The organism is Silvimonas soli (genome assembly GCF_030035605.1).
In the GTDB taxonomy this organism is placed as follows: Bacteria; Pseudomonadota; Gammaproteobacteria; order Burkholderiales; family Chitinibacteraceae; genus Silvimonas; species Silvimonas soli.
Genome location: NZ_CP106736.1, coordinates 4,451,458 through 4,477,045 on the forward strand (window position 1 = coordinate 4,451,458; position 25,588 = coordinate 4,477,045).

Here is a 25,588-nt window from a genome sequence, read left to right on the forward strand (position 1 = left end):
GCTCGCTGGCAATGGGTGCCAAAGCGTGCGCTTGATTTATGCCGGTTCGCCCTGACTCTGTTGATGTGCCAGGGGCGAATAATTGCCGGTCAGGTTCAATGGATGATGGGCATTCTACGTGTTTTGTTGGTTGTATATACAATTAGCACAAACCCGCATGAACGCACGATTATTTATCGATTCTGATGCCCGCTGCAGCAACACGCAGTCGTTTGGAAGTGGCGCTGACAAGGGCTGCAGATATGACGGTTGCGTGGCGGCGGGTTCAGCAATTTTCGCGCTTGCACACTATGGTGAAAGGGGCTCAATGCACGTAATTGCGTGTTGTTGAGCCTGCCGGTGCTGCTGCCTGTGTGCGCAGTACTGGTCTGTTCGTTACCCCTTGGTGGGTGCCCCCACAAGGCAGGTAAACACCCCGACTGCAAGTTGCAGCGGGGTATAAACGAGAGAGGTTCCCGTGTCCCGCAAAACGCCTATCGAGCGCTACCGCAATATCGGTATCAGCGCGCATATCGACGCCGGTAAAACGACCACCACCGAGCGCATCCTGTTCTACACCGGCGTCAATCACAAAATTGGCGAAGTCCATGACGGCGCGGCCACCATGGACTGGATGGAACAAGAACAAGAACGCGGGATCACGATTACCTCGGCGGCGACCACGGCATTCTGGAAGGGCATGGCCGGCAATTATCCAGAACACCGCATCAACATTATCGATACCCCCGGTCACGTCGACTTCACCATTGAGGTGGAGCGTTCCATGCGCGTGCTTGATGGCGCCTGCATGGTGTACGACTCGGTCGGTGGCGTGCAGCCGCAATCCGAAACCGTCTGGCGCCAGGCCAACAAATACAAAGTGCCGCGCATTGCCTTTGTGAACAAGATGGATCGGGTTGGCGCGGACTTTTTCCGCGTCCAGAAGCAGATTGCCGAGCGCCTGAAGGGCGTGGCGGTGCCGATCCAGATTCCGGTCGGCGCTGAAGACCATTTTCACGGCGTGATCGACCTGGTCAAGATGAAGGCGATCATCTGGGATGACGTCAGTCAGGGCGTGCATTTTGAATATGCCGATATCCCGGCTGATTTGCTCGATAGCGCCAACGAGTGGCACGAGAAAATGGTCGAAGCCGCCGCAGAAGGTGATGAAGACCTGCTGCAGAAATATCTGGGTGGCGAAACGCTGACCGAAGACGAGATCAAGCGCGGCCTGCGTAAACGGACTATCGCCAATGAAATCGTGCCGATGTTGTGCGGCAGTGCGTTCAAGAACAAAGGTGTGCAGGCGATGCTGGATGCCGTCATCGACTACATGCCGTCGCCCATCGATGTGCCCGCAATTTTGGGGCACAGCGAAGACGACAAAGAGATTGAGCGTCATCCGAGCGATGAAGAGCCGTTCTCCGCGCTCGCCTTCAAGATCATGACCGACCCGTTTGTGGGGCAACTGACGTTCTTCCGGGTGTATTCCGGCGTGGTGCATTCCGGTGACGCACTCTACAACCCGACCAAGCAGAAGAAAGAACGGCTAGGGCGGATTTTGCAGATGCATGCCAACAACCGGGCCGAGATCAAGGACGTGTATGCGGGTGATATCGCCGCAGCAGTAGGGCTGAAAGATGCCACCACCGGCGACACGCTGTGCGATCCGGACAAGATCATCATTCTGGAACGGATGATTTTCCCGGAGCCGGTGATTTCGCAGGCGGTCGAGCCAAAAACCAAGGCCGATCAGGAAAAAATGGGCATTGCGCTCAATCGACTGGCGCAAGAAGATCCGTCCTTCCGGGTGCATACGGATGAAGAGTCGGGCCAGACCATTATTGAAGGCATGGGTGAGTTGCACCTGGAAATCCTGGTTGACCGGATGCGGCGCGAGTTTCACGTTGAGGCGACCGTGGGTAAGCCGCAGGTGGCCTATCGCGAAACCATCCGCACTGCGGTGGAGGATGTTGAAGGCAAGTTCGTCAAGCAATCGGGCGGGCGCGGACAGTATGGTCACGCGGTGATCAAGCTGGAGCCGCAACCGCAAGGCAAGGGCTACGAGTTTGTCGATGCCATCAAGGGTGGGGTGATTCCGCGTGAGTTCATTCCAGCGGTGGATAAAGGCATTCGCGAAACGCTGACCGCTGGCGTGCTTGCGGGTTATCCAGTGGTGGACGTGAAAGTGACGCTGACTTTTGGCTCATACCACGACGTGGATTCCAACGAAAACGCCTTCCGCATGGCGGGGTCGATGGCGTTCAAGGACGGCATGCGGCGTGCCAAGCCAGTGTTGCTGGAACCGTCCATGGCGATTGAAGTGGAAACGCCAGAGGAATTCATGGGGAATGTGATGGGCGACTTGTCGTCCCGGCGTGGCATGGTGCAGGGCATGGAAGACATTGCAGGCGGGGGCGGCAAACTGATCCGCGCTGAGGTGCCGTTGGCAGAAATGTTTGGTTATTCCACCACCTTGCGCTCGCTGACCCAAGGGCGTGCCACGTACACCATGGAGTTCAAGCATTACTCCGAGGCGCCGCCACCCGTGACGGCGGCAATTGTCAGTACCCGCCAACGCTGACAACTGCTGGCCAATCACGAAAAACGGGAATCCGCTGAAATGGATTCCCGTTTCTTTGTGATTCGTGCGCCAATATGGCGATGGTGTTTTATGCAATTGTCTCGCCGTTCTGTTCATGACGACGTGATAATGAAGCCTTCTCGACAGGGCGTAACTGCAAGATCCAATGCCAGATACATTCATCCCCGGCTCAGCTAGCCAGTCCGCGATCGCTACGACCGCCGATCAGCCACAACCCTTTGTGCGCGAAGATAACGGCACGGTCTCGCTGCATTTTGATCTGAGCGCCACCCAAAGCAGCATGCGCCTGGTGGCGCCGGACCATCTGGATCTGGGCTACACCCGGACCATGATGGGTTGTCTGCTGTTCAACGAGCAACCGCGCCAGGTGGTGTTGATTGGACTGGGTGGTGGTTCGCTCGCCAAATATTGTTATCGCCACTGGCCGCAAGCACACATCACCGTGCTGGAAATAAACCCCCAAGTCATTGCTTTGCGCGATGCCTTTGCCGTGCCGCCCGATGACGAGCGCTTCCGTATTGTGTGTGGTGATGGCGCGCAGTTGATTCGGGAATTATCTGAGCCGGCAGACTGGCTAATGGTCGACGGTTTTGATGCCGATGGACAAGCGCCCAGCCTGTGTACGCAGCGCTTTTACGATGATTGCCAGGCTGCGCTGGCCGAATCTGGCGTGCTGGTGGTGAACTTTTGGGGTAACGATCCGCATGTCGGCGCTTATTTGAGTCGCTTGCAGCGCAGTTTTGCTGATGACGTAGTGCTGATTCGTTCGGAAGATGCGGCTAATCAGGTGGCATTCGCCGGTAACGACCAGGTGACGCGACGTGCGGACGCACAATTGTTTGCAGCGGCCACTAGACTGGAACAGGGCCCGGCTCTGGGTTTGCGCAACACAGCCCAGCTGTTGACTGTTAGTCGGCGGCAATTGCAAATGGAGGGGGCAGAGGCTGCCGCAACTGATCTGGCGAAAGGCCCTTTGGCACATGAGTGAACGCGTACTGGAGCACCATCAGTGACCGCAGTTGGCCAGAAAATCCGTTTTTACCGGACGCGCATCCCCTCATTTGAGTGCGTACCGGGTTGTCACGATTGCTGCGGGCCAGTACTGGCGACGAGCGAAGAAATGTCGCGCTTGCCGCGCAAAAGTCGAGAGCAACAAGATGCCGCACTGGCCGAACTGAATTGTGTGCATCTGGGCGATCAGGGCTGCCAGGTTTATAGCGAACGGCCATTGGTTTGCCGCTTGTTTGGCACCACACCGCGCCTGGCTTGTCCGCATGGCAAGCGTCCGGAGGTGATGATCGACGAAGAGATCGAACAGCAAATTTACCGATTCTTTGAAACCAATCGGCAAGTGCTGATCTGATCGCGGGCATGAAGTTCAATGAGGCGACCCTTGCGTGAAAGCTTCAGCGGGCTTAAGTCTGGTTGGCGGCCCGGATCAACGGGCCAGAACAGGGGACGAGTGCGCGTTTTGAATATGCGTTTTCGCTTATATTTGAGATCGAGCGACGCTTGCTGCCGCCAAAAGCCTGAAATGTGTGGCTGATGGCGGTTTTAGGTGCGCTTGGCATGCTGGATAACTCAAATAAAAACAGGAATTTTCATGCGTCATCTGGCTTTTGTTGCCTTGCTACTGGTGGTGGTTATTGCTGGCTGCGCCGTTCCGGCCAACGATGCGGGCAATGCCAGCAAAATTGCTTCTGCACCTACGCCCACGCCAACACCAGTCGTGACCCCAACGCCCACCCCGACGCCAGTGCCCGCCAAGCCGGTAAAACGCAAACCCGCCAAAAATGCCAGTGCCGCCAGCCAGATTACTGGCAAGCCTGCCGCTGGCAGCAAATTTTCCATGCTGCGCATTGGCATGACCCGGCATCAGGTCGAAGCGTTGATCGGCTTGCCCGGTGACGTCAAAACCACGCAACTGAAGAATGGTGGCACCAGGGATGAAACCTTCTATCAGCATGAAGGCGTTCTGTCGTTCAGCAAAAATGGCACCGTGCTGGCCCATATCTCGGTGGATACTGCCGCCAATGGTTATCAATAGCCGAACGGTAAGCCACGCTCAAAGCTCCGCCCGGCTGGCCTGCGCGCGGCATCCTCAAAGAGGATCAGCGATTTCTTTCCCGCCGGGTTATGGCTTAAGCTGCTTTATTTTCGCGCGGGGGAACGCCGTTTGAATGATCGTCAATTGCTGGTGGCCGGTGCGGCCAATATGTTTATTGCCGTTGCTGCAGGGGCATTTGGTGCGCATGGACTGAAGAACATGCTGAGCCCGGAAATGCTGGCGATCTGGCAAACAGGTGTGACTTACCAAGCCAGTCACGGTTTGGGTTTGTTGCTGCTCGCTGTGCTGTGGGATCGCTTTGGCCGCAGGCAATTGTCATGGGCTGGCGCTTTAATGTTGTTGGGGATTGTCTTGTTTAGCGGCAGCTTGTATCTGCTGGCGTTGACCGGCGTGCGGATGCTGGGCGCAGTTACGCCATTCGGTGGTGTGGCATTTCTGGCCGCGTGGGCACTGGTGATGTGGGCAGGTGTGCGTTCGCGCCACGATAGCGGTGCTGCATAAAACGCATAAGTAGAACAAGCTAGCGGGTAAGGCGAGGGCGGGTTTACGCCCTCGCGCCAAGTAACGGGCTTAGCCGCGCTTGGTCATTAGCGACAGAAACTCGCTACGCAATACCGGATCGCGCAGGAACGAGCCGCGCATCACGCTGTTGGTCATCTTGGCTTCGGTGTCTTTCACACCGCGCCAATGCATGCAGAAGTGATCGGCTTCCATCACAATCGCCAACCCATCCGGCTGCAAACGCTCCTGCAGCAGATCGGCCACTTGTGACACAGCTTCTTCCTGGATTTGCGGACGATTCATAATCCATTCAATCAGTCGCACGTACTTGGATAAGCCAATCAAATTGGAGTGCTCATTCGGCATCACGCCCACCCAGACCCGGCCCAGAATCGGGCACAGGTGATGTGAGCATGCGCTGCGCACGGTGATTGGCCCGACGATCATCAGCTCGTTCAGGCGTTCAATATTGGGGAACTCGGTCACCGCTGGCATCGGGTGATAACGCCCGTGAAACACCTCGCGGATAAACATCTTGGCCACACGCTTGGCCGTGTCTTGGGTGTTGTGGTCGCTCGCGGTATCAATCACCAGGCTTTCCAGTACGCCACGCAGTTTTTCCTGGACTTCGAGCTGCAAGGCGTCCAGTTCACCTTCTTCGATGAATGCGGAGATGTTGTCGTTGGCGTGAAAGCGGGCCTTGGCGTTGACGATGCGGGCGCGGATCCGCTGAGACACGGCATCAGGTGCCGCCAGTGTGTACTCCGATTCTTGTTTGGGCATGATGCGTACCTTTGAACTGTTTATTTTTCTAGCAAAATTGACGAAAAGTTTAACCGGTTTCATCTGTCAGGTAAAAACAGTTCCCCGCTTTACAGCGCATCCGGGCGGGCGGCGGGCAGGTGAATCCGGGGTCGGGCAACGGGCCAATGTGTCCGCGAGTATTTGCGATATTCAATAAAATCAGGGGATTGCAGATATTCACAAAGCATATTGCTTCGCGATGTAGCCATTTTTTGGCATAATTGACTGGTCTAATTGTTAGCACGCTTAGACATTTTCTGGAGATTCTCCTGCCCCGCCGCAAGCGGGGTTTTTTTATGGCTGCGCGAAATGGTGAGGAAAAACGCTTTCGGGAGTGAGTGAGTCACCGCTTTGAGGGCTGGCCGCGCCGGGATGGACTCAGGCTTTGGCGGCGCTGCTTTCGCGTACGATTAATTGCACCGGTTGCAACGCATTGCACTCTTTATTGGGCCCGCTAAGCAACAAGGAGATGCCTTCTCGGCCCAAGGCTATCTTGTCGACGGCCAGGGTGGTCAAGCCAGGTTGCGCGGTGGCGGCGACACCCAAATCGTCGAAGCCGACAAAAGCGATATCCTGCGGCACGCGCAGCCCCGCTTCCTGGCAGACCCGCATGGCGGCCAGCGCCGTGGCATCGTTATAGGCAAAAATGGCATCTGGCCGTTCAGGCAGCGCCAGCAACTCGCGCATCGCGTAGGGCGCGCCGGTGGCGATATCCATGCCGGGCGGAATGAGCGTTTCCAGCGCTGGATCAGCAAGTCGTCCCGCATCAAACAGCGCCTGGCGATAGCCGCGTTCGCGCAAGCGGATCGAATAATGCGCCAGCGATCCTGACAAAAAAGCAATGCGTTGACGCCCGCCCGCGATCAGATGCTGTGTGGCCAACCACGCGCCTTGCTGGTTGTCGGTGTTGACGGCAGGCCAACCCGGGGAGTTCATGTCCGACAGCACCACTGGTTTGCCCAGCGAGCGAATGATTTCCAGCGTTTCCGGTTCGAAGAAGCCGATACACAATAGTGCGTCAGGCTCTTGGCGCAATATTTGCCGCCGCGCCGGTTTGGCCGGGCTCAGCGACAATACGTCACAGCTAATGCCGCGCTCCTGGCACGCTGCCGCCGCGCCCTTGAGCACTTCAGAATAGAACGGGTTTTCCTGCGGGACTTCATGCTGACTATGCAAGATGCACAGCACACGCCGAATAGGATCGGGGCGTAGCCGGGTCTTGTCGTAACCCAGTTCCTGAGCCAATTGCAAAATGCGTTCACGCGTGGCGTTAGACAGGCCTTGTTGGTGTTTCAACGCACGTGAAACGGTTCCCACAGACACGCCGGCGGCGCGGGCGAGATCGCGAATGCTGACCGGCAAGGGGTGTTCCTTTTTTTATTTATTGTTTAAAGCTTCAGGCCCGAATGACCCGGCAAAGTCGGATGTTGTTGCCAGTGCGTCTTGCGCTGGCTGCTCTGCCGCGCATTATGCAGCAGGCATAGTCAGATGTGCTGAATGCTCGCTTGCAAGTGTGGTAATCAGCTCACCAAATAAGGTGTTTGCCCAGGAAAACCAGCTGCGGGTGAAGTCTGTCGGGTCGTCCGGCATGAATGATTCATGCATCAGACCGCTGCCACCGTCGCTGGCCAACAACATACGCAGACAAGTGCTGATTTCCACCTGATCCGAACTGGTCAGCGCCCGCATGATGATCGACATCGGCCAGATGCGCGGCATGAGCGTGTGCGGGCTACCGATGCCTTCCAGTTGCTCGTCGCCGCTACGGAAAAACCACGGGTTGTCGGTAGAAAGCGCAAACGCCCGAGTGTTGCGGTAAATCTCGTCGTTAACGTCTACGGCGCCCAGGTAGGGCAAGGCCAGCAGGCTTGGAACATTGGCGTCGTCCATTATCAGCGCATTGCCGAATCCGTCCACTTCATATGCCCAGATGCGCCCGTGAACCGGGTGGATAACGATGGCATTCCGCTGCAGCGCGGCGTGCACCTCATCCGCCAGCGTGCGGCAGGTTTCGATAAGTGGATCATCGGGGTAAAGCGTATCGAGCATTGCGGCCAACTGGCGCAGGCTCACTACGGCAAAGTGGTTTGACGGCACCAGAAACGGGTAGATGCAGGCATCGTCCGAAGGGCGGAACATTGATGCGATCAAGCCGACGGGCCGCAGCGGATTGCCAATGCCATTGCATGGCAACGTATCCGATTGCCACGCCGTCTTGCGAGTAAAGCGATAGGGCCCCGCATCTGTTTTGCGTTGCTGTTGTTGTAGCGTGGCGACCAGCAAACGCATGGTTTGCAGCCAGAACGCGTTGTACGGGCGACGATCTTGCGTAATCTGCCAGTAGCCGTGCGCCAGGCGAATGGCGTAACACAGCGAATCCAGCTCCCATTTGCGCTCATGCAGTTCGGGCTTCATCTCGGTGTTATCGAGTTGCCATTCGCTGTGACCCGGGCCGTCGTTAAACGCATTGGCATACGGATCGAGCGCGATGCACGCGGTTTGACGACGCACCAGCCCGGCAATCATTCGCGCCAGTTGCGCGTCTTGCGGGATTAGTCGCATATACGGCCAAACCTGCGCCGTGCTGTCGCGCAACCACATGGCGTGAATGTCGCCGGTAATCACAAAGGTGTCCGGCTCGTCGTCGTCATCCTGAAAAAACACCGTGGTATCAAGTGTGTTGGGATAACAACGGATAAACATTGCGCGCAGATTCGGGTCGGTGATGTCTACGGCAATCCGGGCAATTTCAGCTTCGACTGCGGCACTGATAAAGCGGGGCGATTGCGGTCGACCATGCGTACCAGGGCCGGTTGGAAGAGGGCTTGTCATTGCACATCTACCGGGTGATCACGCAGCGTATGCATAACGTTGCCGGAATGATCAGTCAGCAACAGCAAGGCGCGACCCGCCGCCAATGTGGTTTGATAGCTGCGAGAAGTGGTCTGGTCTTGCCAGGCCAGCTGGCTGTCGCGGCTGGATTCGCTTACAGCGATCCACAAATTGCAATCGGCAAAGCTTTGCTTTTGCAAGAACACGCCTGGTTGCGCCTCGCCGATCCACTGCCACGGCGCGCTCACTTTGGCTGTTTGCACGGCTTTGCGATAAATCGCTTCGAGTGTGTCGCTGCGCTGGTTGAGTTCAAGTGGTAACGGGCACCACAGAATGCGGCCACGACCAATCTCGATCTGGGTCAGGCTGGTTGCACTGCCATCCAGATGAGCGCCCGTGCTGAGTCGGCCAATTGCCTCGCCGCCAAAGCTGGCGCGCAGCATTGTGTCATCCAGTTGCAGAATTTCTTCGCGGCTTAGATTGCGTACGGCGGCCTCTTTCATGGCAAAACGCTGCGTAGCGGGGCGCCAGTATTCGTCCAGTGTGGCCGGGCCGGTGAGCAGTACCGTGACATCGTGCTGCAACAACAGGTTTTCCAGCGCAATCCACGTTTGTTGTGCCAGATTTTGCGGGCAGGGTAGCAAGACCAGTTTTGGTACGTCCACCAACAAGCTGTCCAGATCAAAGTCGCTGACTGCGCGCAACGGCAGACCCAGCTCAAAGAAGCAGCTGCGCACCAATTGTTGTGTGGCTTCAAGGGCTGAGCGCCGGTTGCTGTAATCGTTGGCAAATGGATAGATCACCGCCGTTTCCGGCAACTGTCGCGCAGCCAGTTTGACTTGCGGGTTGCCAAAAAACGCGCCGAAAGAGCCGGTAATTTCGGCCTCCGGTTTCATCGAGCCATCCGCTCGGCAAGCGCCGATATGTGACTCGTTGATGTTGTCCATGTGGTAGTTGATGTTCCAGATCCACTGCACCGCTCCGGCATTGCCACATGCAAAAGCGTAGGCATATTTGCGCTCCAGCAAGGCTTGCAGTTCGGCTTCGCTGCGGCGCGAACGGCCATCTGGGCGCTCTACGTGCATGATCCCGGTTTCCTGGATCACGTTGGGCTTGCCCGGGGTTTTGCTGAACAGACTGTCCCAGGCCAGTGCATCATTGAGCCACCAGCTATGCACCGTGGTGTAATCGACTGCCTCGGCATAAAAGAACGGTTGCGGGCGTTGCTGGCCCAAGGCTTCATCCTGCCCGACACAAACCATTACGCCGGGTGCGATGGCGCGGATGGTTCGGGCCAGATCGCCCGCCCATTCGGCATGCATGGCTTGGGTAAACAAGCTGTAGTCGAGCCAGATGCCGTGTTGTTTGGGGAGGATTTCGGTGTTGTTAAAGCCCACTTCTTCCGGTTGCGGCGGTAATACGGCAAACCAATCCGGTAGTTGCGCCGGGCTGGCGTCCCAGCGAGCCTGCCAGACGCCGATGTCTGGCTCACGCTGCTGCAGCCAGCTTCTGAAAGCGGCAATTTCATGGGGATCGCGCAAAGTGCGTGGGCCAATGAAGATGCGCGCCGGGTCAAACAACGATGGCTCGTTGATCAGGTCCCAGTGCACTCGTTTGGTCTGTGCGTGGCGCCCGACAATGGCGCGGATAAAACGTTTTTGCGCTGCACGGGAGCGCGGGTCCAGATAAGGGTTGCTGCCTTCCCATGCTTCTGGCGTGAAGGCAAAAAAGGTAAAACACGCTTCCAGATCGTGTGCGGCGGCGGTGAGAATAAACGCATCAATGGCGCGCAGAATGGCTTCGTTGGCATGGCCATCGACAAACATGGCGTGGCGCCAGGCGCTCCAGATACCGGTACGCAAATAATTGACGCCCATGCCGGCCAGCGTTGCCATATCGGTATTCCACACGGCGACGTTAGGTAGCTGCAGAAATTTGCGGTGAACGTCACTGGCCATATAGGTCATGCCAACCACGGGTTGTGGTTGGCCATCGCGTTCAAAATAATCGCGCCCGGCGCGCAAGCGGGTTCCACGTTCCAGCAAAGCTTGATCCCGGCCCCAGAAGCCTTGTTGCAGACGGATGGTTTCATTGCTGTCGCTGGTGAGCGTGACATCAACCTGATACTGGCCAGCTTGTACCGCAAACGGCAAAACGAGCCGAATACTCACGGTTCCATCCGCATCCATCACCAAACTTTGCGTCAGTTCAGACAGTGTTTCATGGCCCTTGCCGACTTTGATTGTGGCTTGCCAGTTTTGCGGCTGCGCGTGGCCAAGTGCTTCACCTTGCAGCGTTAGCGTGGCGACCTCGCCGGGCTCGTAGCAAGCGAAGTCCGGCTTGATCCACCATTCGGTCACGCCATTGGCCGCGTGTTCGGCCAGGGTGATCAAGGCTTTGGTGCCGCCGCTGCGCCAGAAAGCAGCGTCGACATCCAGATTGGTAAAAATCTGCCGGGAACCAGCGGCTACTCCGCGCAGGCGTTCAATCAACACCACCGGGCTGGCAATGGCATGGCCTGCCGCATTGCTAGCGATCAGCAATGGATGAATGCGCGCATCCATCGGGCCAGCCGAACCGGAATCCTGTGGCTGGTCTTTGTGTTTGGTCGGCATCAGCACAAAGCCGTCTGTGGGCGTACTGGCGGCAAACAAATCACAAAACTCGGTCAGCCACGGATAAGTGGTGCCCGGTTTGAGTTCGATGGCCGAGCCGCTGTCTACGGCCATGATCTCGTGGATATCCAGATCACGGAATAGCGCCGCTTGCTCGCGGCTGCCACCATCTTCATCGACCGGTTGCGAGAATGCCTGCCGCCCCAGACTCACCAGCGCGCCGCCGCGCAGGATAAACGCCAGCACGGCCGCCCACGCTGTCCGCGGAACATAACGTCCATGCAAATGAATCAGCACATCGCCCTTGCCCTTGGCCGCGTTCAGCGCGGCGCTGAGTTTTTCGGCGGTATGAAATCCAATGCCCTGTGCCTTCAATTGCGCCAGTGCACTGGCGTCCGGGCGTGTGCCGTTAAACGGGAAGTTGGCGTCGTAAAAGGCAATCAAAGGCATGGTGGGTCCTGGTAGGCAATGGCCACCCGGCGCAAACCGGCTAGCTGAGTATTCAGATTAAGCGAAAAACGGGGAGGGATGCGCCGCATGGATGAGTGCTACCCATGCGGCGCATCCTGGAAACGAGCGGGCGATTTATTTTTTACCCAACTGCGCATTCCAGTAGGCGACGGCTTGATCCAGCGCCGCTTTGGCCGGCTGGCGGCCGCTGACTGCAGCTTCCAGTGCGGTGCTCAACGCCTTCATCATGCCCGCCTCATCTGGCAAGCCAGAGACATTCAAAGTACGTGCGGCACCACCAGTCGTGGCTGCGACCGCACCGCCTGCAGTGGCCGCATCTTTGCTGTTTTGTCCGGCCATAAAGTACGGATCCGCCAATGCGACTTTGGTTGAAGGCATGGTGGTTTCGGTTGCTTTGGAGAACGCCAGTTGCGCCTTGTCGCTGGTCAGAAATTGCCCCAATTTGATTGCCGCTTCTTTATGGGCGTAGCCCTGTGGGACCGACCACATAAACAGATTGCCCGGCAGGATTTTATTGGGATACGGCGCTACCGCGGCGTTGGCGTAGACCTTGGGCGCATCGTTTTTGATGCGGATCAGCGCGGATGGTGCAGTGGCGATCATGGCGTAGCGGCCACTACCAAAGCCGGCGATTTCTGCTTCAAACGTATCTTTGAACAAATCCGGCGGAATCACGCCTTCCTTGACGGCCTTGGCGTATTTCTCCAGCAAGGCTACGTGTTGCGGGCCGTTGAATACGGCTTTGCCGTTTTGCAGAATCGGCAGTCCTTCCATCATGAAGATGCCGGTTACGCCTTCGTCGTTCATTTTGGGAACAAAACCGACCACGCCCGTTTTCTGCTTGATCAAGCGGGCAGCGGCGAGCATCTCATCGGTATTGCGCGGCAGTGTGGTTACGCCCGCTTTATCCAGAATGGCCTTGTTATAAATCAGCACCGGCACCTGGTTGTACCAAGGCATGCCGTAGGTCTTGCCTTCGTAACTGACGTCTTTCAGCGCGCCTTCGGTGTAGACCGACTGAAACGTGCTGATATCAATCGGCTGGATGATTTTTTTCTGCGCAAACTGCGCCATCCACGGCACGGTAATGTTGATCAGGCCTGGCTGACGGCCTGCAGCAACGGCGGCAATGACGCGGGTTTGATAGGTATCCCAAGTGACATCGACCCATTTGGCCTGAATGTCTTTCTGGCTGGCGTTGAACTCTTTGGTGAGTTGCGTCATGACACCATCAAACTTGGGCGACAAGCTGTTGGACCAGAACTCCACCTCAACCGCGGCCTGTGCGGCGGAGGCAAACGTCAGGCCGATAACTGCAGTGAGCAATGTCTTCTTCATGCTGTACGACTCCTGTTGATTTCAATGGCAGCCGGGCGATCGGCCGCACTGAAGTGCTGTGTTTATTTAATTATTTAATTTTTACTAAACAACAAAAGCCATTCTGTTCCTGGCCTGCGTTTTAGGCAAGACGGTCCGCTTGCCTCAGTCTGGTCAGGGCAAGTGAAGCTAAATTTGCGGTTAAAGCGAGAAGGGTGGGAAGGGGTCAGAAAGAAAATGCGGGGGAGCGGATGCAACAAAAACAGCCGACGTGCTACATCGGCTGTTTGGTGAGTGGGCGAATGCCTGAGGAAGTTACGTAGTTACAACGACAGGAGCGCTGCGCAGGGCTGGTGGCGGGGTAATGTCTATCGCACATGAATGCCGGTGAGCTTGCCCACGCCAATATTGGCTGGCCGCACTCAGCCAACTGGCACGTAAAGCAAGCCGCCGCCAAAGAAGCGCCACACCCGGCTCGTGGCGCCGATCTCGGCCTTCAATTACGGCACGATATTCAAAAACAGAAATGCTGCAAACAACACCAGATGGACCACGCCCTGGAGAACGGTCGTGCGGCCAGTGCTCAGGGTAACGGTGCTGACAATCAAGGTGAGCACCAGCATGACCGATTCTTTGGCATCCAGACCCAGTAATAACGGTTTGCCCGTGACAATGAAAATGGCGGCAACAGTGGGAATGGTCAAACCGATACTGGCCAATGCGGAACCCAGCGCCAGATTCAGGCTCTTCTGCAGTTGATTGGCCCGCGCAGCTTTGGCCGCCGCAATGCCTTCAGGCAACAGAACCAGGCCCGCAATAATGATGCCGACCACAACGGCCGGTGCGCCAGCTTGCGCTACGGCGGCTTCGACTGTGGGTGATAGCAACTTGGCTAGTCCAACCACGCAGACCAGACTGACCAGCAGCAAACCGCTACTGAGCGCCGTTTGCTGGTTGCTCGGCGGTGGCGCATGTAATTCGTTGGCATCTATGACCGATTGTTCTGGCGACGGCACGGCAAGAAAATAGTCGCGATGGCGGACGGTTTGAACAAAAACAAAAGTGCCATACAAGACCAGCGAAGCCACGCCGGAAAAGGCCAGTTGAGAAGGCGACCAGACTGGTCCAACGACGGTAGTGGCGTAATTGGGCAATACCAGCGCCAGCACCGACAAGGCCGCCAGCACTGCCAGTGCAGCACTAGCACCTTGCTGCTGGAAAGTTTGCACCCGGTGTTCTATCGCGCCTAACAGCAGACACAAGCCGACGATTCCGTTGCACACAATCATGACTGCCGCAAACACGGTGTCACGCGCTAGCGCAGCTTTGGCTTCGCCGCCGGTCAACATCACCGACACAATCAGTGCCACCTCGATCACAGTTACCGCAACCGCCAGCACTAACGTGCCAAAGGGCTCGCCCACTTTGTGAGCGACCACTTCCGCATGGTGGACCGCCGCGAATACCGTACCAGCCAGGCAAACTGTGGCAAAGATCAGCAATGCGGCGTTGTTGCCCATGGCCAATGCGGCAATCAATGCACAGACCGACAGCATCGGAAAAATCCATGTCCAGCGCGGATTGATATTAGAAGGGTCGGACACAGCGGCTCCTTGGCTGGATGAGGTCATTTATCACAATGTCATACGTTTTATATGAGCCCGCACAATCTGGCAAACCTGCGCCGCGTGGCCGATGCTCGAATGGAGAGCGACGTTCTGCCTGATTTCGCAATCGGTCATCGTAGTTCAGTCCAGGTTTTTAAGAATAGGTAGTAGATACTTACTCTGTGCGTATAGTGTTTTTATCTAATTGATTGATCAGCGCAACGCAGAATGCCCCTTCCGACGCAACAGATTGCGGGATTGCCTGGTTGGTTGATATTGAGTCTTCAGTTGGCCCTGAAAAAATAGCCGTCAATTTTTTATATGGCTAAATTAATGGATAAATATCACTAATTTACATCGACTTATGTCGTGTTTATGAGTTGCTGCATGAAGGTGTTTTCTGCCGCTGAACTTATGGGTTTTGACGGACGGGCGAGTTTTCGGTGTTGGCGAAAAGTGCCGATTTCGCGGAAAGAGACGGACGGCGATTTGATGCTTGCATCAGAATTTTCTAATGCAATATTATGCAAGTGAGGTGACCTGACAGGTTTCGTACTATATTCACGTCAATGCGAAACTTACAGTCTGTCGCCGGAGTCATGCCAAGCCCTTAGTGCCAGGCAAAACCGGATCCGCAACCTGGTTTGCAACCCGCAAGACCCATTACTGGAAGCCAATCCGTGACTGAACCTGTGTCATCAGATATTCGCAACCGGCCATTGGTAACACAGCGACATGCCAGTGGCTCGGCAGAAGCGCTGGCGGAAATCCGCGACCATCTGGATGCAATTGATCGCAGCATGATGGTGGCCCGCTTTTCGCCAGATGGCGTATTTCTGGGTGCGAACACGCTGTTCCTGAATTCGTTTGGTTATGCCATAGAAGAGATTGCCGGCGCGCCGCATGAACTGGTTTGCCCGGTTAAACATCACTCTGGCTTGAGCGCGCATCAGGATTTGTGGCGGGTTTTGCGCAGCGGCCGGCCTTACTCGGGGCTGGTAGAGCGGGTGGCACGTGACGGGCGCGCCGTATGGCTGGAAGTCACCTATGCGCCGACTTTCGACCAGACCGGACAGTTGTTGTCTATTTTGTCGATTTCTTCAGATGTGTCGCTGAGGGTCGAGCGAGAACGCAGCGAATCCAAGCGCTTGTGGCAATCGCTGGTGGTCGACGAAACCGACAGTGCCGTGATCGTCACCGACGGTCAGTGGCGCATCGTGTACGTGAACGCGGGTTTCACGCGCATGTTTGGTTATCACCTGGACGAGATTCACGGTCGTCGCCCGATTGCCTTGCTGGTGCCACACGTTAAACCCGCTGTTATCGAAGAAGCCATCAGTTCGGCCAACGCTGGCAGGCCATTCCGGCTGGAGGAGCTTACCTTCGCCAAAGACGGCCAGCGCTTCTGGAACAAAATGATCATCAACCCGGTGCGCGACACGCACGGTTTGCTGGTCAATACGGTGAGCGTGGTTACCGACATCACCGAAGCCAAGATGCACGAGGTTATCCACCATAAAGGCCTGGATGCGCTGGCGCGCGAAACGCCGGTGGTGCAGATCATGGACATGATTTGCCAGGAAGTGGAGCGCATATCGCCTGAAGTGGTGTCGTCCATTTTATCTGTCGATGAAAACGGACGCATGCACGCACTGGCCGCGCCGAGCCTGCCCGAGAAGTTCTCCCGCGCGCTGGATGGGTTGGTGATGGGTCCGGCAAGTGGATCCTGTGGCACGTCCGCGTTTCGCGGCGCAGAAGTGGTAGTCACCGACATCGAGACCGATCCGCTGTGGGTCGATTTTGCCCAGATCGCATTGCCGTTGGGGCTGAAAGCTTGCTGGTCCACCCCGATTATTTCCAGCAAAGGCCATGTGGTCGGCACATTTGCCTTCTACTACCGCGAAAAACGCGAGCCAGACGTGTTCCATCGACGCTTGGTAGATGTGTGCGTCAACCTGTGCGCGCTGGCCCTCGAACGCGAAGCGGCGCGTGCTGAAATCCAGAAGCTGGCGTTTTACGATGCCCTGACCGAACTGCCCAATCGCAGCTTGTTGCTGGCCAAAGCCGAACAGGCAATCGCCGGCGCCGCACGTGACAGCACGCCGTTGGCGGTCTTGTTTGTGGATCTGGATCGCTTCAAGCAAATCAACGATACGCTGGGCCATACCGTGGGTGACGATGTGTTGCGGCTGGCGGCGCAAAGCCTGGCTCAAGGGCGGCGTAGCTCAGACATCATCGGGCGGCTGGCTGGTGACGAGTTCGTGCTGGTATTGCCGCAATGCGACGGTAATCACGCGGCCGATATTGCCGAGCAAATCCAGATCAATCTGTCGCGCCCGCAACGGGTCGGCGATGTGACGCACGTTCTTTCGGCCAGCATTGGCATCAGTTTGTTTCCGGAAAACGGCGAAGATATCGAAACCCTGCTGCGCCGCGCCGACATCGCCATGTATGAAGCCAAGGCCTCGCAGCGTGGTGGTTTCAGCTTTTTCAGTAATGAGATGAATCTGCGGGCACAAGAGCGCCTGGCGCTGGAAGCGGCGCTACGGCAGGCCATTCGAGAAAAACAATTGCGCTTGTTTTACCAGCCGCAAATCAGGCTGGCCGATGGTGCCATCTACGGCGTTGAAGCACTGGCACGCTGGCATCACCCGGTATTGGGCGAAATCTCGCCGGTGCGGTTTATTCCGCTGGCCGAGGACTGTGGCTTGATCGGTGAGTTGGGCTTATGGGTGCTGGAAGAAGCTTGCCGGCAGATGGCGGCCTGGCGCAGTCGCGGTATAGATGTCCCCGTGGTGGCAGTGAACTTGTCGCCCACCAATTTCCATAACGTGGATTTGCCGGACATCATCGCCGACCTGCTGCAGCGTTTTGCTCTTAGCCCGCAGCAACTGACGCTGGAGATTACTGAAAACGTTTTGCTGGACGGCAACGTCGGGACATTGGCCAGTATTGACGACATCCGGGATCTTGGCGTGCGGCTATCCATGGATGACTTCGGCACCGGTTATTCCAGCTTGAGCTATCTACGGCGCTTGCCGGTGAGCGAGCTAAAGCTGGACAAGAGCTTTGTACGCGACCTGCAGCATGACCAGACGGCCCGTGCACTCAGTGAAGCAGTGATACGCATCGGCGAAAGCCTGCAACTGGTTGTGGTGGCGGAAGGGGTGGAAGACCAGGCGCAGCTGAACCTGCTCAAACAGCAAGGCTTTCATGTGATTCAGGGCTTTTTGCTGTCGCGCCCGCTGGCTGCACCCGCGCTGGAAGCATGGCTGGCTAAACGTCAGCCATTGCTGGAAGCGATGAGCGTAGGTTCGTTTTAGGTGTCGCTTGTGACCGTTTGCAGTCTGGGGCAAAGCAACAGGCCGGGCTCAGCCGCCATGGCTTAACGCAGGATAGGAATTTTCTCAGGAAAAATAAGGCATATCCGATATCCAGGGGGTGGTCGAACTCTCAAAATTCTCTCTTCCAATTTGAGAGTTCTGACCATGTCTGATGATTGCTTTGAGTGCCTGGCATTAGGCTTGGCCAGCAAGCCACGCTGTAGTGCCGTAGTGAATGTAGTTGCTGATGAAAAAGCGCCAGGCGTCTGGATGATTTCACAGGGCTGCCTGAAGGGCGGGGTCTATGCCTCGCAGGAAGTCGTCGGCTCGCAGAAGCTGGCACTCGAATATGCCGCGCAGTTGTCTGACAAAAAGCCACACCTTGTTCCGTAGTTCACACCACTGATTGTTCCGCCGGCTCGGTTGCAGGCCATTGCTCCGGCAACATCAATGAGCATTGCCCGGACTGCGCACCGCAAAGTTGCGTGCCAATTGTCATGACGGTCTCGCGCAGCCATTGATGCCCCGGATCACGGTCATGACGCACATGCCACACCAGATGAGCCCGGCTCACCGGCATGTCAAATGGCACCGGGGTCGCATGGATTTCCGCACGGCGCGGATGCGTGCGAATCACGCTCTCCGGCACCACGCTGATCAAGTTGGACGCCGCCAGCAAATCCACCACGCCGTAAAACGTATTCACCGTCATTGCCACGCGACGGCGTTGCCCACGCTGCAGCAGCAGTTCATCTACCACGCCGACCGGATCACCCGATAGCGATACCAGCAGGTGATCCGCGCTCAGAAAGCGGTCCAGCGTCAGCGGACGTGCGGCCAGCGGGTGGTTGCGGCGCATGGCGCACACAAATCCCACATCAAACATCCACTGTTGCTTCAGTTCGTCGGCTTGCGGCGCTTTGACGCCCACCGCAAGGTCGATTTCATTCTCGTTCAACTGTTCACGTGTGCCATTTACCCGCACCGGTACCGCCAGAATGTCGATGCCGGGGGCGCGCGCTTCGAGCAGGTTGCGCAGCGGCGGCCACATCGGATTGGTGATGAAGTCCGTGGCAGCCAGACGAAAGCGGCGAGCGGTTGTTGCCGGGTCAAATGGCGCCGGGTTGATGCTCTGGCGGATGGTGGCCAGTGGCAAGCCAATATCTCGCCAGATGGCAGACGCCTTGGAAGTAGGGCGAATGCCGCGACCCACCTTGATAAACAGCGGGTCTTTCCAGACTACCCGCATACGCGCCACCGCATTACTCACTGCAGATTGGGTCATCGCGAGCCGCTGCGCCGCTTTGGTGATGGAGCCTTCGGTCATGATGCTGTCAAAAATCGCCAAGAGATTCAGATCTACGTCACGCATGAGCGGGCCTCGGCAGAAATGGGGTGAAATCGAGGTAAAACAAACCAATCACTAAAGATGATGGTTCGTTTCCACAATATCAAGATATTGGGCCAGGTCTTTTATTTCGGGCTTTGGCAGCACTTCCTGATTTGCAAATTTTCTTCAATTCCCCCTGGCGGCGTTAACCTGGCTAGCCCCGCATCGGCGCTCGGTTTGGCCATGCATTCATCATTTTTCATGATGAGATATTTATCAAATATCAATTAGACGATCGGTCTAGTTCGTTCATATATTTGCCGCAATCAACCGTTTTATGGAGCGGCCATGCGCGCTTTCGTACTCGATCCCTTGCTCAGTGGCAGTGCCGCATTACGGCTGCAACCCAGTCGGCCCACGCCCGCTTTGGGTCCGCACGACGTGCTGGTGCGCATTCGTGCCGCTTCGCTTAATCATCGTGATCTGCATATTGCGGACCGCAGTCGCGAATATCCGGGGCGTCATGCCATCGTGCCGTTGTCGGATGCAGCTGGCGAAGTGGTTGAAACCGGCCGGGAAGTGCGCAGCATTCGTCTGGGTCAACGCGTGGTGAATACGTTTTATCCGGACTGGACCGGGCAGCAAGCCACTCGCGAAAACACTCGCCGCACGTTTGGTGAGGATAGCGACGGCGTGTTGAGTGAGTTTGTCGTTTTCAACGAGACCGGGGTGCTGGTGTTGCCGGAGGGGCTAACTTTTGAAGAGGCGGCCACGCTGCCTTGTGCCGGTGTTACGGCCTGGCACGCCTTGATGGAAAACGCACCGCTGCGTCCGGGCGATTACGTGGCAGTGCTCGGCACCGGTGGGGTGGCGTCAATTGCGTTGCAACTGGCCAAAGCAGCAGGCGCGCGGGTGGCCGTTGTGTCCGGCTGTGACGACAAACTGTGCCGCGCCATGCATATGGGGGCAGACCACGGCCTCAATCACCAACGAGTACCTGACTGGGATAAAGCCCTGCTCGACTGGACCAGTGGGCGCGGAGTGGATCAGGTGGTCGATGTCGCCGGGAACGAGCTGGATCGCTCAATCAATGCCACTCGAGTGGGTGGCCAAGTCAGCCTGGTGGGTGATTTGGGCGGCACCAGTACAGCATTGAACGCCGGAGCATTGCTGGCCCGGCAAATCCAGTTGCGTGGGGTCAGCGTGGGCAGCCGGGCGATGTTTCAGTCGTTACTGCAAGCGCTCAGTGCCAACCGGATTCGGCCGGTCATTCAACGGGTGTTTGGCTTTGATGAAACGCCGGATGCCTACAACGCGCTGCGGCGCGGCAATCACGTCGGCAAGTTGGTGGTCGCCTTTTAATCAGCAGGCCGATCGCCTTAATGCCAAGTGCATAAAAATTTCGGGGCTGCTGACAAAACGTTGTCAGTAGCACCTGGTTACCGTGCGGGTTGTCCGGGTGGTGGTTTGGTCGTGCACGTGTCGACCCCTTGCCCCTCTGCGGAGTAGCAGATCGCGGACTCCCATCTTGCTTTACCCAAGTTCATGCGCCAGCGCGCTTGTTGATACCAATAAGAAACAATGATTTATCAGCCATTTATCTGGAGAAACATCATGCAAAGCAAAACCAAAATGCGCATCCGGTCTGCCGCCACGTTATTGATTCTGGCGCCACTGGCCGCTGCGGTGCTATCCGCCTGCCAGGATAGTCGCGCCAACGAACAAAGCGCCGCACCGCCGCCGCCCGTGGTGAGCGTGGCGTCAGTCATTCACAAGTCGCTGAACGATTTTGACGAGTTCACTGGTCGCCTCGAAGCCCCACAAACCGTGGAAATCCGCCCGCGAGTCAGTGGTTATGTGCAATCGGTTAACTTCCACGAAGGTGCCGTGGTCAAGAAGGGTGATTTGCTGTTCCAGATTGATCCACGTCCGTTTCAGGCCGAAGTGGATCGCCTGAACGCCGAGTATCAGTCGGCCAAGGCGCATCAGGCACAGGCGCGCAGCGATGCCGAACGGGCGCAGCGTTTGAAGTCGCAAGACGCCATCAGTACCGAAGACTTTGATGCCCGCAATACCGCTTTGCTGGCCGCTCAAGCTCAGGTCGATGCCACTGCTGCCGCACTGACCGCCGCCAAACTCAATCTGGATTACACCCATATCACCGCGCCGATTAATGGCCGCGTGAGCAATGCGCTGATTACCTCGGGCAACCTGGTGAGCAGCAGCAGCGCGGGCGCCAGTTTGCTGACGACGGTGGTGTCGACCGACAAGGTCTACGCCTACTTTGACGCCGACGAGCAGACCTTTCTGAAGTATCAGCAACTGGCTCGCAGTCACAAGGTGGATGCCGCCGACGCCAAATACCCGATCTTCCTGGGGCTGGCTGACGAAACCGGTTATCCGCATCAAGGCGCGGTGGATTTTCTGGATAACCAGGTGAATCCGCGCACCGGCACCATCCGCGCTCGCGCCGTGTTTGACAACAAAAACGGTGAGTTCACACCGGGACTGTTTGTGCGGCTGAAGGTGATAGGCGAAGGGCAGCGCGATGGCTTGCTGATCAACGACCGCGCGGTTGGCTCGGATCTGGGCAAGAAGTTTGTGCTGGTGCTGGGCAAGGACAACAAGCTTGAGTACCGCAATGTCGAGCTGGGTAGCGACGTGGAAGACCTGCGACTGGTGCGCAGCGGCCTCAAGGCGGGCGATGTGATTGTGGTCAACGGCTTGCAGAAAGTGCGCCCGGGCATGGCCGTATCGCCGACCAAAGTGCCGATGACGGAGCCTTCCACGCTGGATAAACAGTTCCCCGCTAAAGGCTAACCGCACTGCGTTGCCGGGCAAGCGCAGTGGCAAATACCACTGGCTACGCCCCAGCTTTGCCTGATGAATTTGGCGGATGGGCCACGCCCGTCCCAAGAATGACCGTTCCCAAGGAACAACCATGAAATTCTCTCAATACTTCATCCAGCGGCCCATCTTTGCGGCGGTGCTGTCGATGATCATCTTTATTGGCGGTTTGCTCGCCCTGAAGGTGTTGCCGATCAGCGAATACCCGGAAGTCGTGCCGCCCACCGTGGTGGTGCATGCCAGTTATCCTGGCGCCAATCCGCAAACTATCGCAGAAACCGTCGCGTCACCGCTGGAGCAGCGCATTAACGGCGTCGAGGGGATGTTGTATCAATCCTCACAAGCCACCTCCGATGGCGCGATGACGCTGACGGTGACTTTTGCGCTGGGCACCGATGCCGACAAAGCCCAGGTGCAAGTGCAAAACCGTGTGGCCCAAGCATTGCCGCAATTGCCTGCGGACGTGCAGCGCCTTGGTGTCACCACAGAGAAAAGCTCGCCCGATCTAACCATGGTGGTGCACCTGACATCACCGAGCAATCGCTACGACATGCTCTACCTGAGCAACTACGCCAATCTGCAGGTCAAAGACGCTTTGGCGCGGATTGATGGCGTGGGGGATGTCAAACTGTTTGGCGCGGGCGACTACTCCATGCGCCTGTGGCTGGACCCGGAAAAAATCGCCAGCCGTAACCTCACCGCGTCGGACGTAGTAAAAGCCGTGCGCGAGCAAAACATCCAGGTAGCCTCCGGTTCGCTCGGCACTTCGCCGACCTCATCCACTGCGGATTACCAGCTCAATATCAACACGCAAGGCCGGCTGGTGACTGAGGAAGAATTCGGCAACATCATCATCCGTAGTGGTGCCGATGGCGAAATCGTGCGGCTGCGCGATATTGCCCGCGTTGAACTGGGCTCCAACAGTTACGCCTTGCGCTCGTTGCTGGATAACAAACCCGCCGTGGCGATTCCGATCTTTGCCCGGCCCGGTTCCAACGCGCTGGAAATCTCCAAAAATGTGCGCGCCACCATGGCGACGCTGAAAAAGGATTTCCCGCAGGGCATCGATTACTCGATCGTCTATGACCCGACCGTGTTCGTGAAAAGCTCGATCGAAGCCGTTGCACATACCTTGTTCGAGGCGATTCTGCTGGTCGTGCTGGTGGTGATCCTGTTCCTGCAAACCTGGCGGGCGTCGATCATTCCGCTGGTGGCAGTGCCAGTATCGCTGGTGGGCACCTTTGCGCTAATGCATCTGTTTGGTTTCTCGCTCAACGCACTGTCGCTGTTCGGCCTGGTGCTGGCCATCGGTATTGTGGTGGACGATGCCATCGTGGTGGTGGAGAACGTTGAACGCAATATCGAGCTGGGTTTAAGCCCGATTGATGCAACGCGCCGCGCCATGAGCGAAGTGACTGGCCCGATTGTCGCGACGGCGCTGGTGCTGTGCGCGGTGTTTATCCCGACTGCGTTTATCTCCGGCCTGACTGGCCAGTTCTATCGTCAGTTTGCGTTGACCATTGCCATCAGCACGGTGATCTCGGCATTCAATTCGCTGACCTTGTCGCCCGCGCTGGCCGCGGTGTTGCTGCGTGGTCACGATGCACCGAAAGATCGCCTCACACGCTGGATGGATGCCACTTTCGGCTGGTTCTTCCGTCCGTTTAATCGTTTCTTCCATCGTTCGTCTGCAGGCTACGTGAGCGGGGTGCAGGGCATTTTGCGGCGCTCGGCGATTGCCATGTTTGTCTACGTTGGTTTGCTGGGTCTGACCGTGCTCGGCTTCAACAGCGTGCCGGGCGGGTTTGTGCCGCAGCAAGACAAGCAATACCTGGTGTCGTTTGCGCAGTTGCCTGGCGCCGCCACGCTGGATCGCACCGAAAGCGTCATCCGCGCCATGAGTGCGATTGCGCTGAAAGAACCAGGCGTACAAAGCGCTGTGGCTTTTCCGGGGTTGTCTATCAACGGCTTCACCAACAGTCCTTCAGCCGGGATCTTGTTTGTTACGCTCAAGCCATTTGAGGAACGCAAGACGGCTGATCTGTCGGCGGGGGCCATCGCCGGCAAACTCAACGCCAAATACGCTGGCTTGCAAGACGCCTTTGTCGCCATCTTTCCGCCACCGCCAGTACAAGGGCTGGGCACGATTGGTGGCTTCAGAATGCAGATCGAAGACCGTAGTGGCCTCGGCTTTAACGAGATGTACACGCAGGTGCAAAACCTGATCGCCAAAGGCCGCAAAACGCCGGAGCTGGCCGGTTTGTTTAGTGGTTATGAAGTGAACGTGCCCCAAATCGACGCGCACATCGACCGCGACAAGGCCAAAACCCATGGCGTGGCGCTGACCGATGCTTTCGACACCATGCAAATCTATCTGGGTTCGCTGTATGTGAACGACTTCAACCGCTTTGGCCGCACCTACCAGGTAAACGCCCAGGCCGACCAATCGTTCCGGCTGCACCCAGACGACATCGCCCGCCTGAAAACCCGCAATGCCGATGGCGACATGGTGCCGCTGGGCGCATTCATGACCGTGAAGGAAACCAGCGGCCCGGATCGCGTACAGCATTACAACGGCTATGTGACGGCTGAAATCAACGGTGGCGCGGCACCCGGCTTTAGTTCCGGCCAGGCGCAAGCAGCAATGGAAAAACTCGCCAAAGAAGAACTGCCCAATGGCATGACTTTTGAATGGACCGAGCTGACTTACCAGCAAATCCTCGCCGGTAACACCGCTATCCTGATCTTCCCGTTGTGCGTGTTGTTGGTGTTCCTGGTGCTGGCGGCGCTGTATGAAAGCTGGACCATGCCGTTGGCAGTCATCCTGATTGTGCCAATGGGTCTGTTGAGTGCCATTACCGGGCTCTGGCTCACCCATGGCGACAACAACGTGTTTACGCAAATCGGCTTGATTGTGTTGGTGGGGCTGGCGTGCAAGAACGCGATTCTGATCGTCGAATTTGCCCGCGAGAAAGAAGAACTGGAAGGCATGGATCCGATCCACGCCGTGCTGGAAGCCTGCCGCTTGCGTCTGCGCCCGATTTTGATGACCTCGATGGCTTTCATTATGGGTGTCGTTCCGCTGGTGACCTCAACCGGTGCTGGTTCTGAAATGCGCCGTGCCATGGGTACCGCCGTGTTCTCCGGCATGCTGGGTGTGACTTTCTTTGGCCTGCTGCTGACGCCGGTGTTCTATGTACTGCTGCGCAAACTGGTGCACGCCGACCGCAAAACCAGACCCGTCGACACACCCTTGTTGCCGCCGCAAGCCCAACTGGAGGGTCAATAA

Annotated in this window: 17 protein-coding genes; 10 read left to right on the top strand and 7 right to left on the bottom strand. The window is 57.1% G+C overall.

All coding sequences use genetic code 11. The annotated features are described in order from the left end of the window. Window positions 1–457 precede the first annotated feature (457 nt). The 5 genes from fusA to N7220_RS20430 all read left to right on the top strand — a co-directional run bounded on the left by fusA (window position 458) and on the right by N7220_RS20430 (window position 5,153). Window positions 458–2,563 carry an elongation factor G gene (fusA, locus tag N7220_RS20410; protein WP_283149375.1) on the top strand — a complete coding sequence of 702 codons (2,106 nt, stop codon included), beginning with the start codon at window positions 458–460 and terminating at the stop codon, window positions 2,561–2,563. 166 nt (window positions 2,564–2,729) lie between these two features. Then, window positions 2,730–3,572, top strand: coding sequence for a spermine/spermidine synthase domain-containing protein (locus N7220_RS20415; RefSeq protein WP_283149376.1), 843 nt, complete (start codon window positions 2,730–2,732; stop codon window positions 3,570–3,572). Window positions 3,573–3,593: 21 nt separating this feature from the next. Further along, window positions 3,594–3,947 carry a YkgJ family cysteine cluster protein gene (locus tag N7220_RS20420; protein WP_283149377.1) on the top strand — a complete coding sequence of 118 codons (354 nt, stop codon included), beginning with the start codon at window positions 3,594–3,596 and terminating at the stop codon, window positions 3,945–3,947. 240 nt (window positions 3,948–4,187) lie between these two features. Beyond that, window positions 4,188–4,631 carry a hypothetical protein gene (locus N7220_RS20425; protein ID WP_283149378.1) on the top strand — a complete coding sequence of 148 codons (444 nt, stop codon included), beginning with the start codon at window positions 4,188–4,190 and terminating at the stop codon, window positions 4,629–4,631. Between the two features lie 129 nt (window positions 4,632–4,760). Further along, a complete protein-coding gene (locus N7220_RS20430; protein ID WP_283149379.1) occupies window positions 4,761–5,153 on the top strand; it encodes a DUF423 domain-containing protein in 393 nt (130 codons plus the stop codon). Between the two features lie 69 nt (window positions 5,154–5,222). On the opposite strand, the gene folE is transcribed toward N7220_RS20430, so the two are convergent. The 6 genes from folE to N7220_RS20460 all read right to left on the bottom strand — a co-directional run bounded on the left by folE (window position 5,223) and on the right by N7220_RS20460 (window position 14,796). Further along, window positions 5,223–5,936 carry a GTP cyclohydrolase I gene (folE, locus tag N7220_RS20435; protein ID WP_283149380.1) on the bottom strand — a complete coding sequence of 238 codons (714 nt, stop codon included), beginning with the start codon at window positions 5,934–5,936 and terminating at the stop codon, window positions 5,223–5,225. Window positions 5,937–6,335: 399 nt separating this feature from the next. Continuing rightward, the gene (locus N7220_RS20440; protein ID WP_283149381.1) at window positions 6,336–7,319 is read right to left on the bottom strand and encodes a LacI family DNA-binding transcriptional regulator; all 984 of its coding nucleotides are present in this window, start codon (window positions 7,317–7,319) and stop codon (window positions 6,336–6,338) included. A gap of 105 nt (window positions 7,320–7,424) precedes the next feature. Continuing rightward, window positions 7,425–8,789: a glycoside hydrolase family 125 protein gene (locus tag N7220_RS20445; protein ID WP_283149382.1), complete on the bottom strand. Its 1,365-nt coding sequence runs from the start codon at window positions 8,787–8,789 to the stop codon at window positions 7,425–7,427. Next, window positions 8,786–11,854, bottom strand: coding sequence for a glycoside hydrolase 5 family protein (locus tag N7220_RS20450; protein WP_283149383.1), 3,069 nt, complete (start codon window positions 11,852–11,854; stop codon window positions 8,786–8,788). Before N7220_RS20450 ends, N7220_RS20445 begins: the two co-directional genes overlap by 4 nt. Before the next feature lie 135 nt (window positions 11,855–11,989). Continuing rightward, window positions 11,990–13,213, bottom strand: a complete 1,224-nt coding sequence (locus N7220_RS20455; protein WP_283149384.1) for an ABC transporter substrate-binding protein — start codon at window positions 13,211–13,213, stop codon at window positions 11,990–11,992. 479 nt (window positions 13,214–13,692) lie between these two features. Further along, window positions 13,693–14,796: a calcium:cation antiporter gene (locus N7220_RS20460; RefSeq protein WP_283149385.1), complete on the bottom strand. Its 1,104-nt coding sequence runs from the start codon at window positions 14,794–14,796 to the stop codon at window positions 13,693–13,695. Between the two features lie 683 nt (window positions 14,797–15,479). On the opposite strand from N7220_RS20460, the gene N7220_RS20465 reads away from it, so the two are divergent. Together N7220_RS20465 and N7220_RS20470 are read left to right on the top strand one after the other, a co-directional pair. Beyond that, entirely contained in the window at window positions 15,480–18,122 is a 2,643-nt protein-coding gene (locus tag N7220_RS20465) for a sensor domain-containing protein (protein ID WP_283149386.1), read from the top strand. A 165-nt stretch (window positions 18,123–18,287) separates the two neighbouring features. Further along, a complete protein-coding gene (locus N7220_RS20470) occupies window positions 18,288–18,515 on the top strand; it encodes a hypothetical protein (RefSeq protein ID WP_283149387.1) in 228 nt (75 codons plus the stop codon). 1 nt (window position 18,516) lies between these two features. On the opposite strand, the gene N7220_RS20475 is transcribed toward N7220_RS20470, so the two are convergent. After that, complete coding sequence (locus N7220_RS20475; protein ID WP_283149388.1) at window positions 18,517–19,494, bottom strand: LysR family transcriptional regulator; 978 nt, start codon at window positions 19,492–19,494, stop codon at window positions 18,517–18,519. Window positions 19,495–19,800: 306 nt separating this feature from the next. On the opposite strand from N7220_RS20475, the gene N7220_RS20480 reads away from it, so the two are divergent. From N7220_RS20480 to N7220_RS20490, 3 genes are all read left to right on the top strand, one after another. After that, window positions 19,801–20,814, top strand: coding sequence for a zinc-dependent alcohol dehydrogenase family protein (locus N7220_RS20480; RefSeq protein WP_283149389.1), 1,014 nt, complete (start codon window positions 19,801–19,803; stop codon window positions 20,812–20,814). A 252-nt stretch (window positions 20,815–21,066) separates the two neighbouring features. Beyond that, on the top strand, window positions 21,067–22,272 hold the full coding sequence (locus N7220_RS20485) for an efflux RND transporter periplasmic adaptor subunit (RefSeq protein WP_283149390.1): 1,206 nt from the start codon (window positions 21,067–21,069) through the stop codon (window positions 22,270–22,272). 121 nt (window positions 22,273–22,393) lie between these two features. After that, window positions 22,394–25,588: an efflux RND transporter permease subunit gene (locus N7220_RS20490; protein ID WP_283149391.1), complete on the top strand. Its 3,195-nt coding sequence runs from the start codon at window positions 22,394–22,396 to the stop codon at window positions 25,586–25,588.

Bases quoted from the DNA above. Each gene is read 5' to 3' on its own strand.
- N7220_RS20455 (WP_283149384.1), bottom strand. From the start codon at position 13,213: ATGAAGAAGACATTGCTCACTGCAGTTATCGGCCTGACGTTTGCCTCC.
- N7220_RS20490 (WP_283149391.1), top strand. From the start codon at position 22,394: ATGAAATTCTCTCAATACTTCATCCAGCGGCCCATCTTTGCGGCGGTG.
- N7220_RS20480 (WP_283149389.1), top strand. From the start codon at position 19,801: ATGCGCGCTTTCGTACTCGATCCCTTGCTCAGTGGCAGTGCCGCATTA.
- N7220_RS20415 (WP_283149376.1), top strand. From the start codon at position 2,730: ATGCCAGATACATTCATCCCCGGCTCAGCTAGCCAGTCCGCGATCGCT.
- N7220_RS20425 (WP_283149378.1), top strand. From the start codon at position 4,188: ATGCGTCATCTGGCTTTTGTTGCCTTGCTACTGGTGGTGGTTATTGCT.
- N7220_RS20475 (WP_283149388.1), bottom strand. From the start codon at position 19,494: ATGCGTGACGTAGATCTGAATCTCTTGGCGATTTTTGACAGCATCATG.
- N7220_RS20485 (WP_283149390.1), top strand. From the start codon at position 21,067: ATGCAAAGCAAAACCAAAATGCGCATCCGGTCTGCCGCCACGTTATTG.
- folE (WP_283149380.1), bottom strand. From the start codon at position 5,936: ATGCCCAAACAAGAATCGGAGTACACACTGGCGGCACCTGATGCCGTG.
- N7220_RS20445 (WP_283149382.1), bottom strand. From the start codon at position 8,789: ATGACAAGCCCTCTTCCAACCGGCCCTGGTACGCATGGTCGACCGCAA.
- N7220_RS20450 (WP_283149383.1), bottom strand. From the start codon at position 11,854: ATGCCTTTGATTGCCTTTTACGACGCCAACTTCCCGTTTAACGGCACA.
- N7220_RS20470 (WP_283149387.1), top strand. From the start codon at position 18,288: ATGTCTGATGATTGCTTTGAGTGCCTGGCATTAGGCTTGGCCAGCAAG.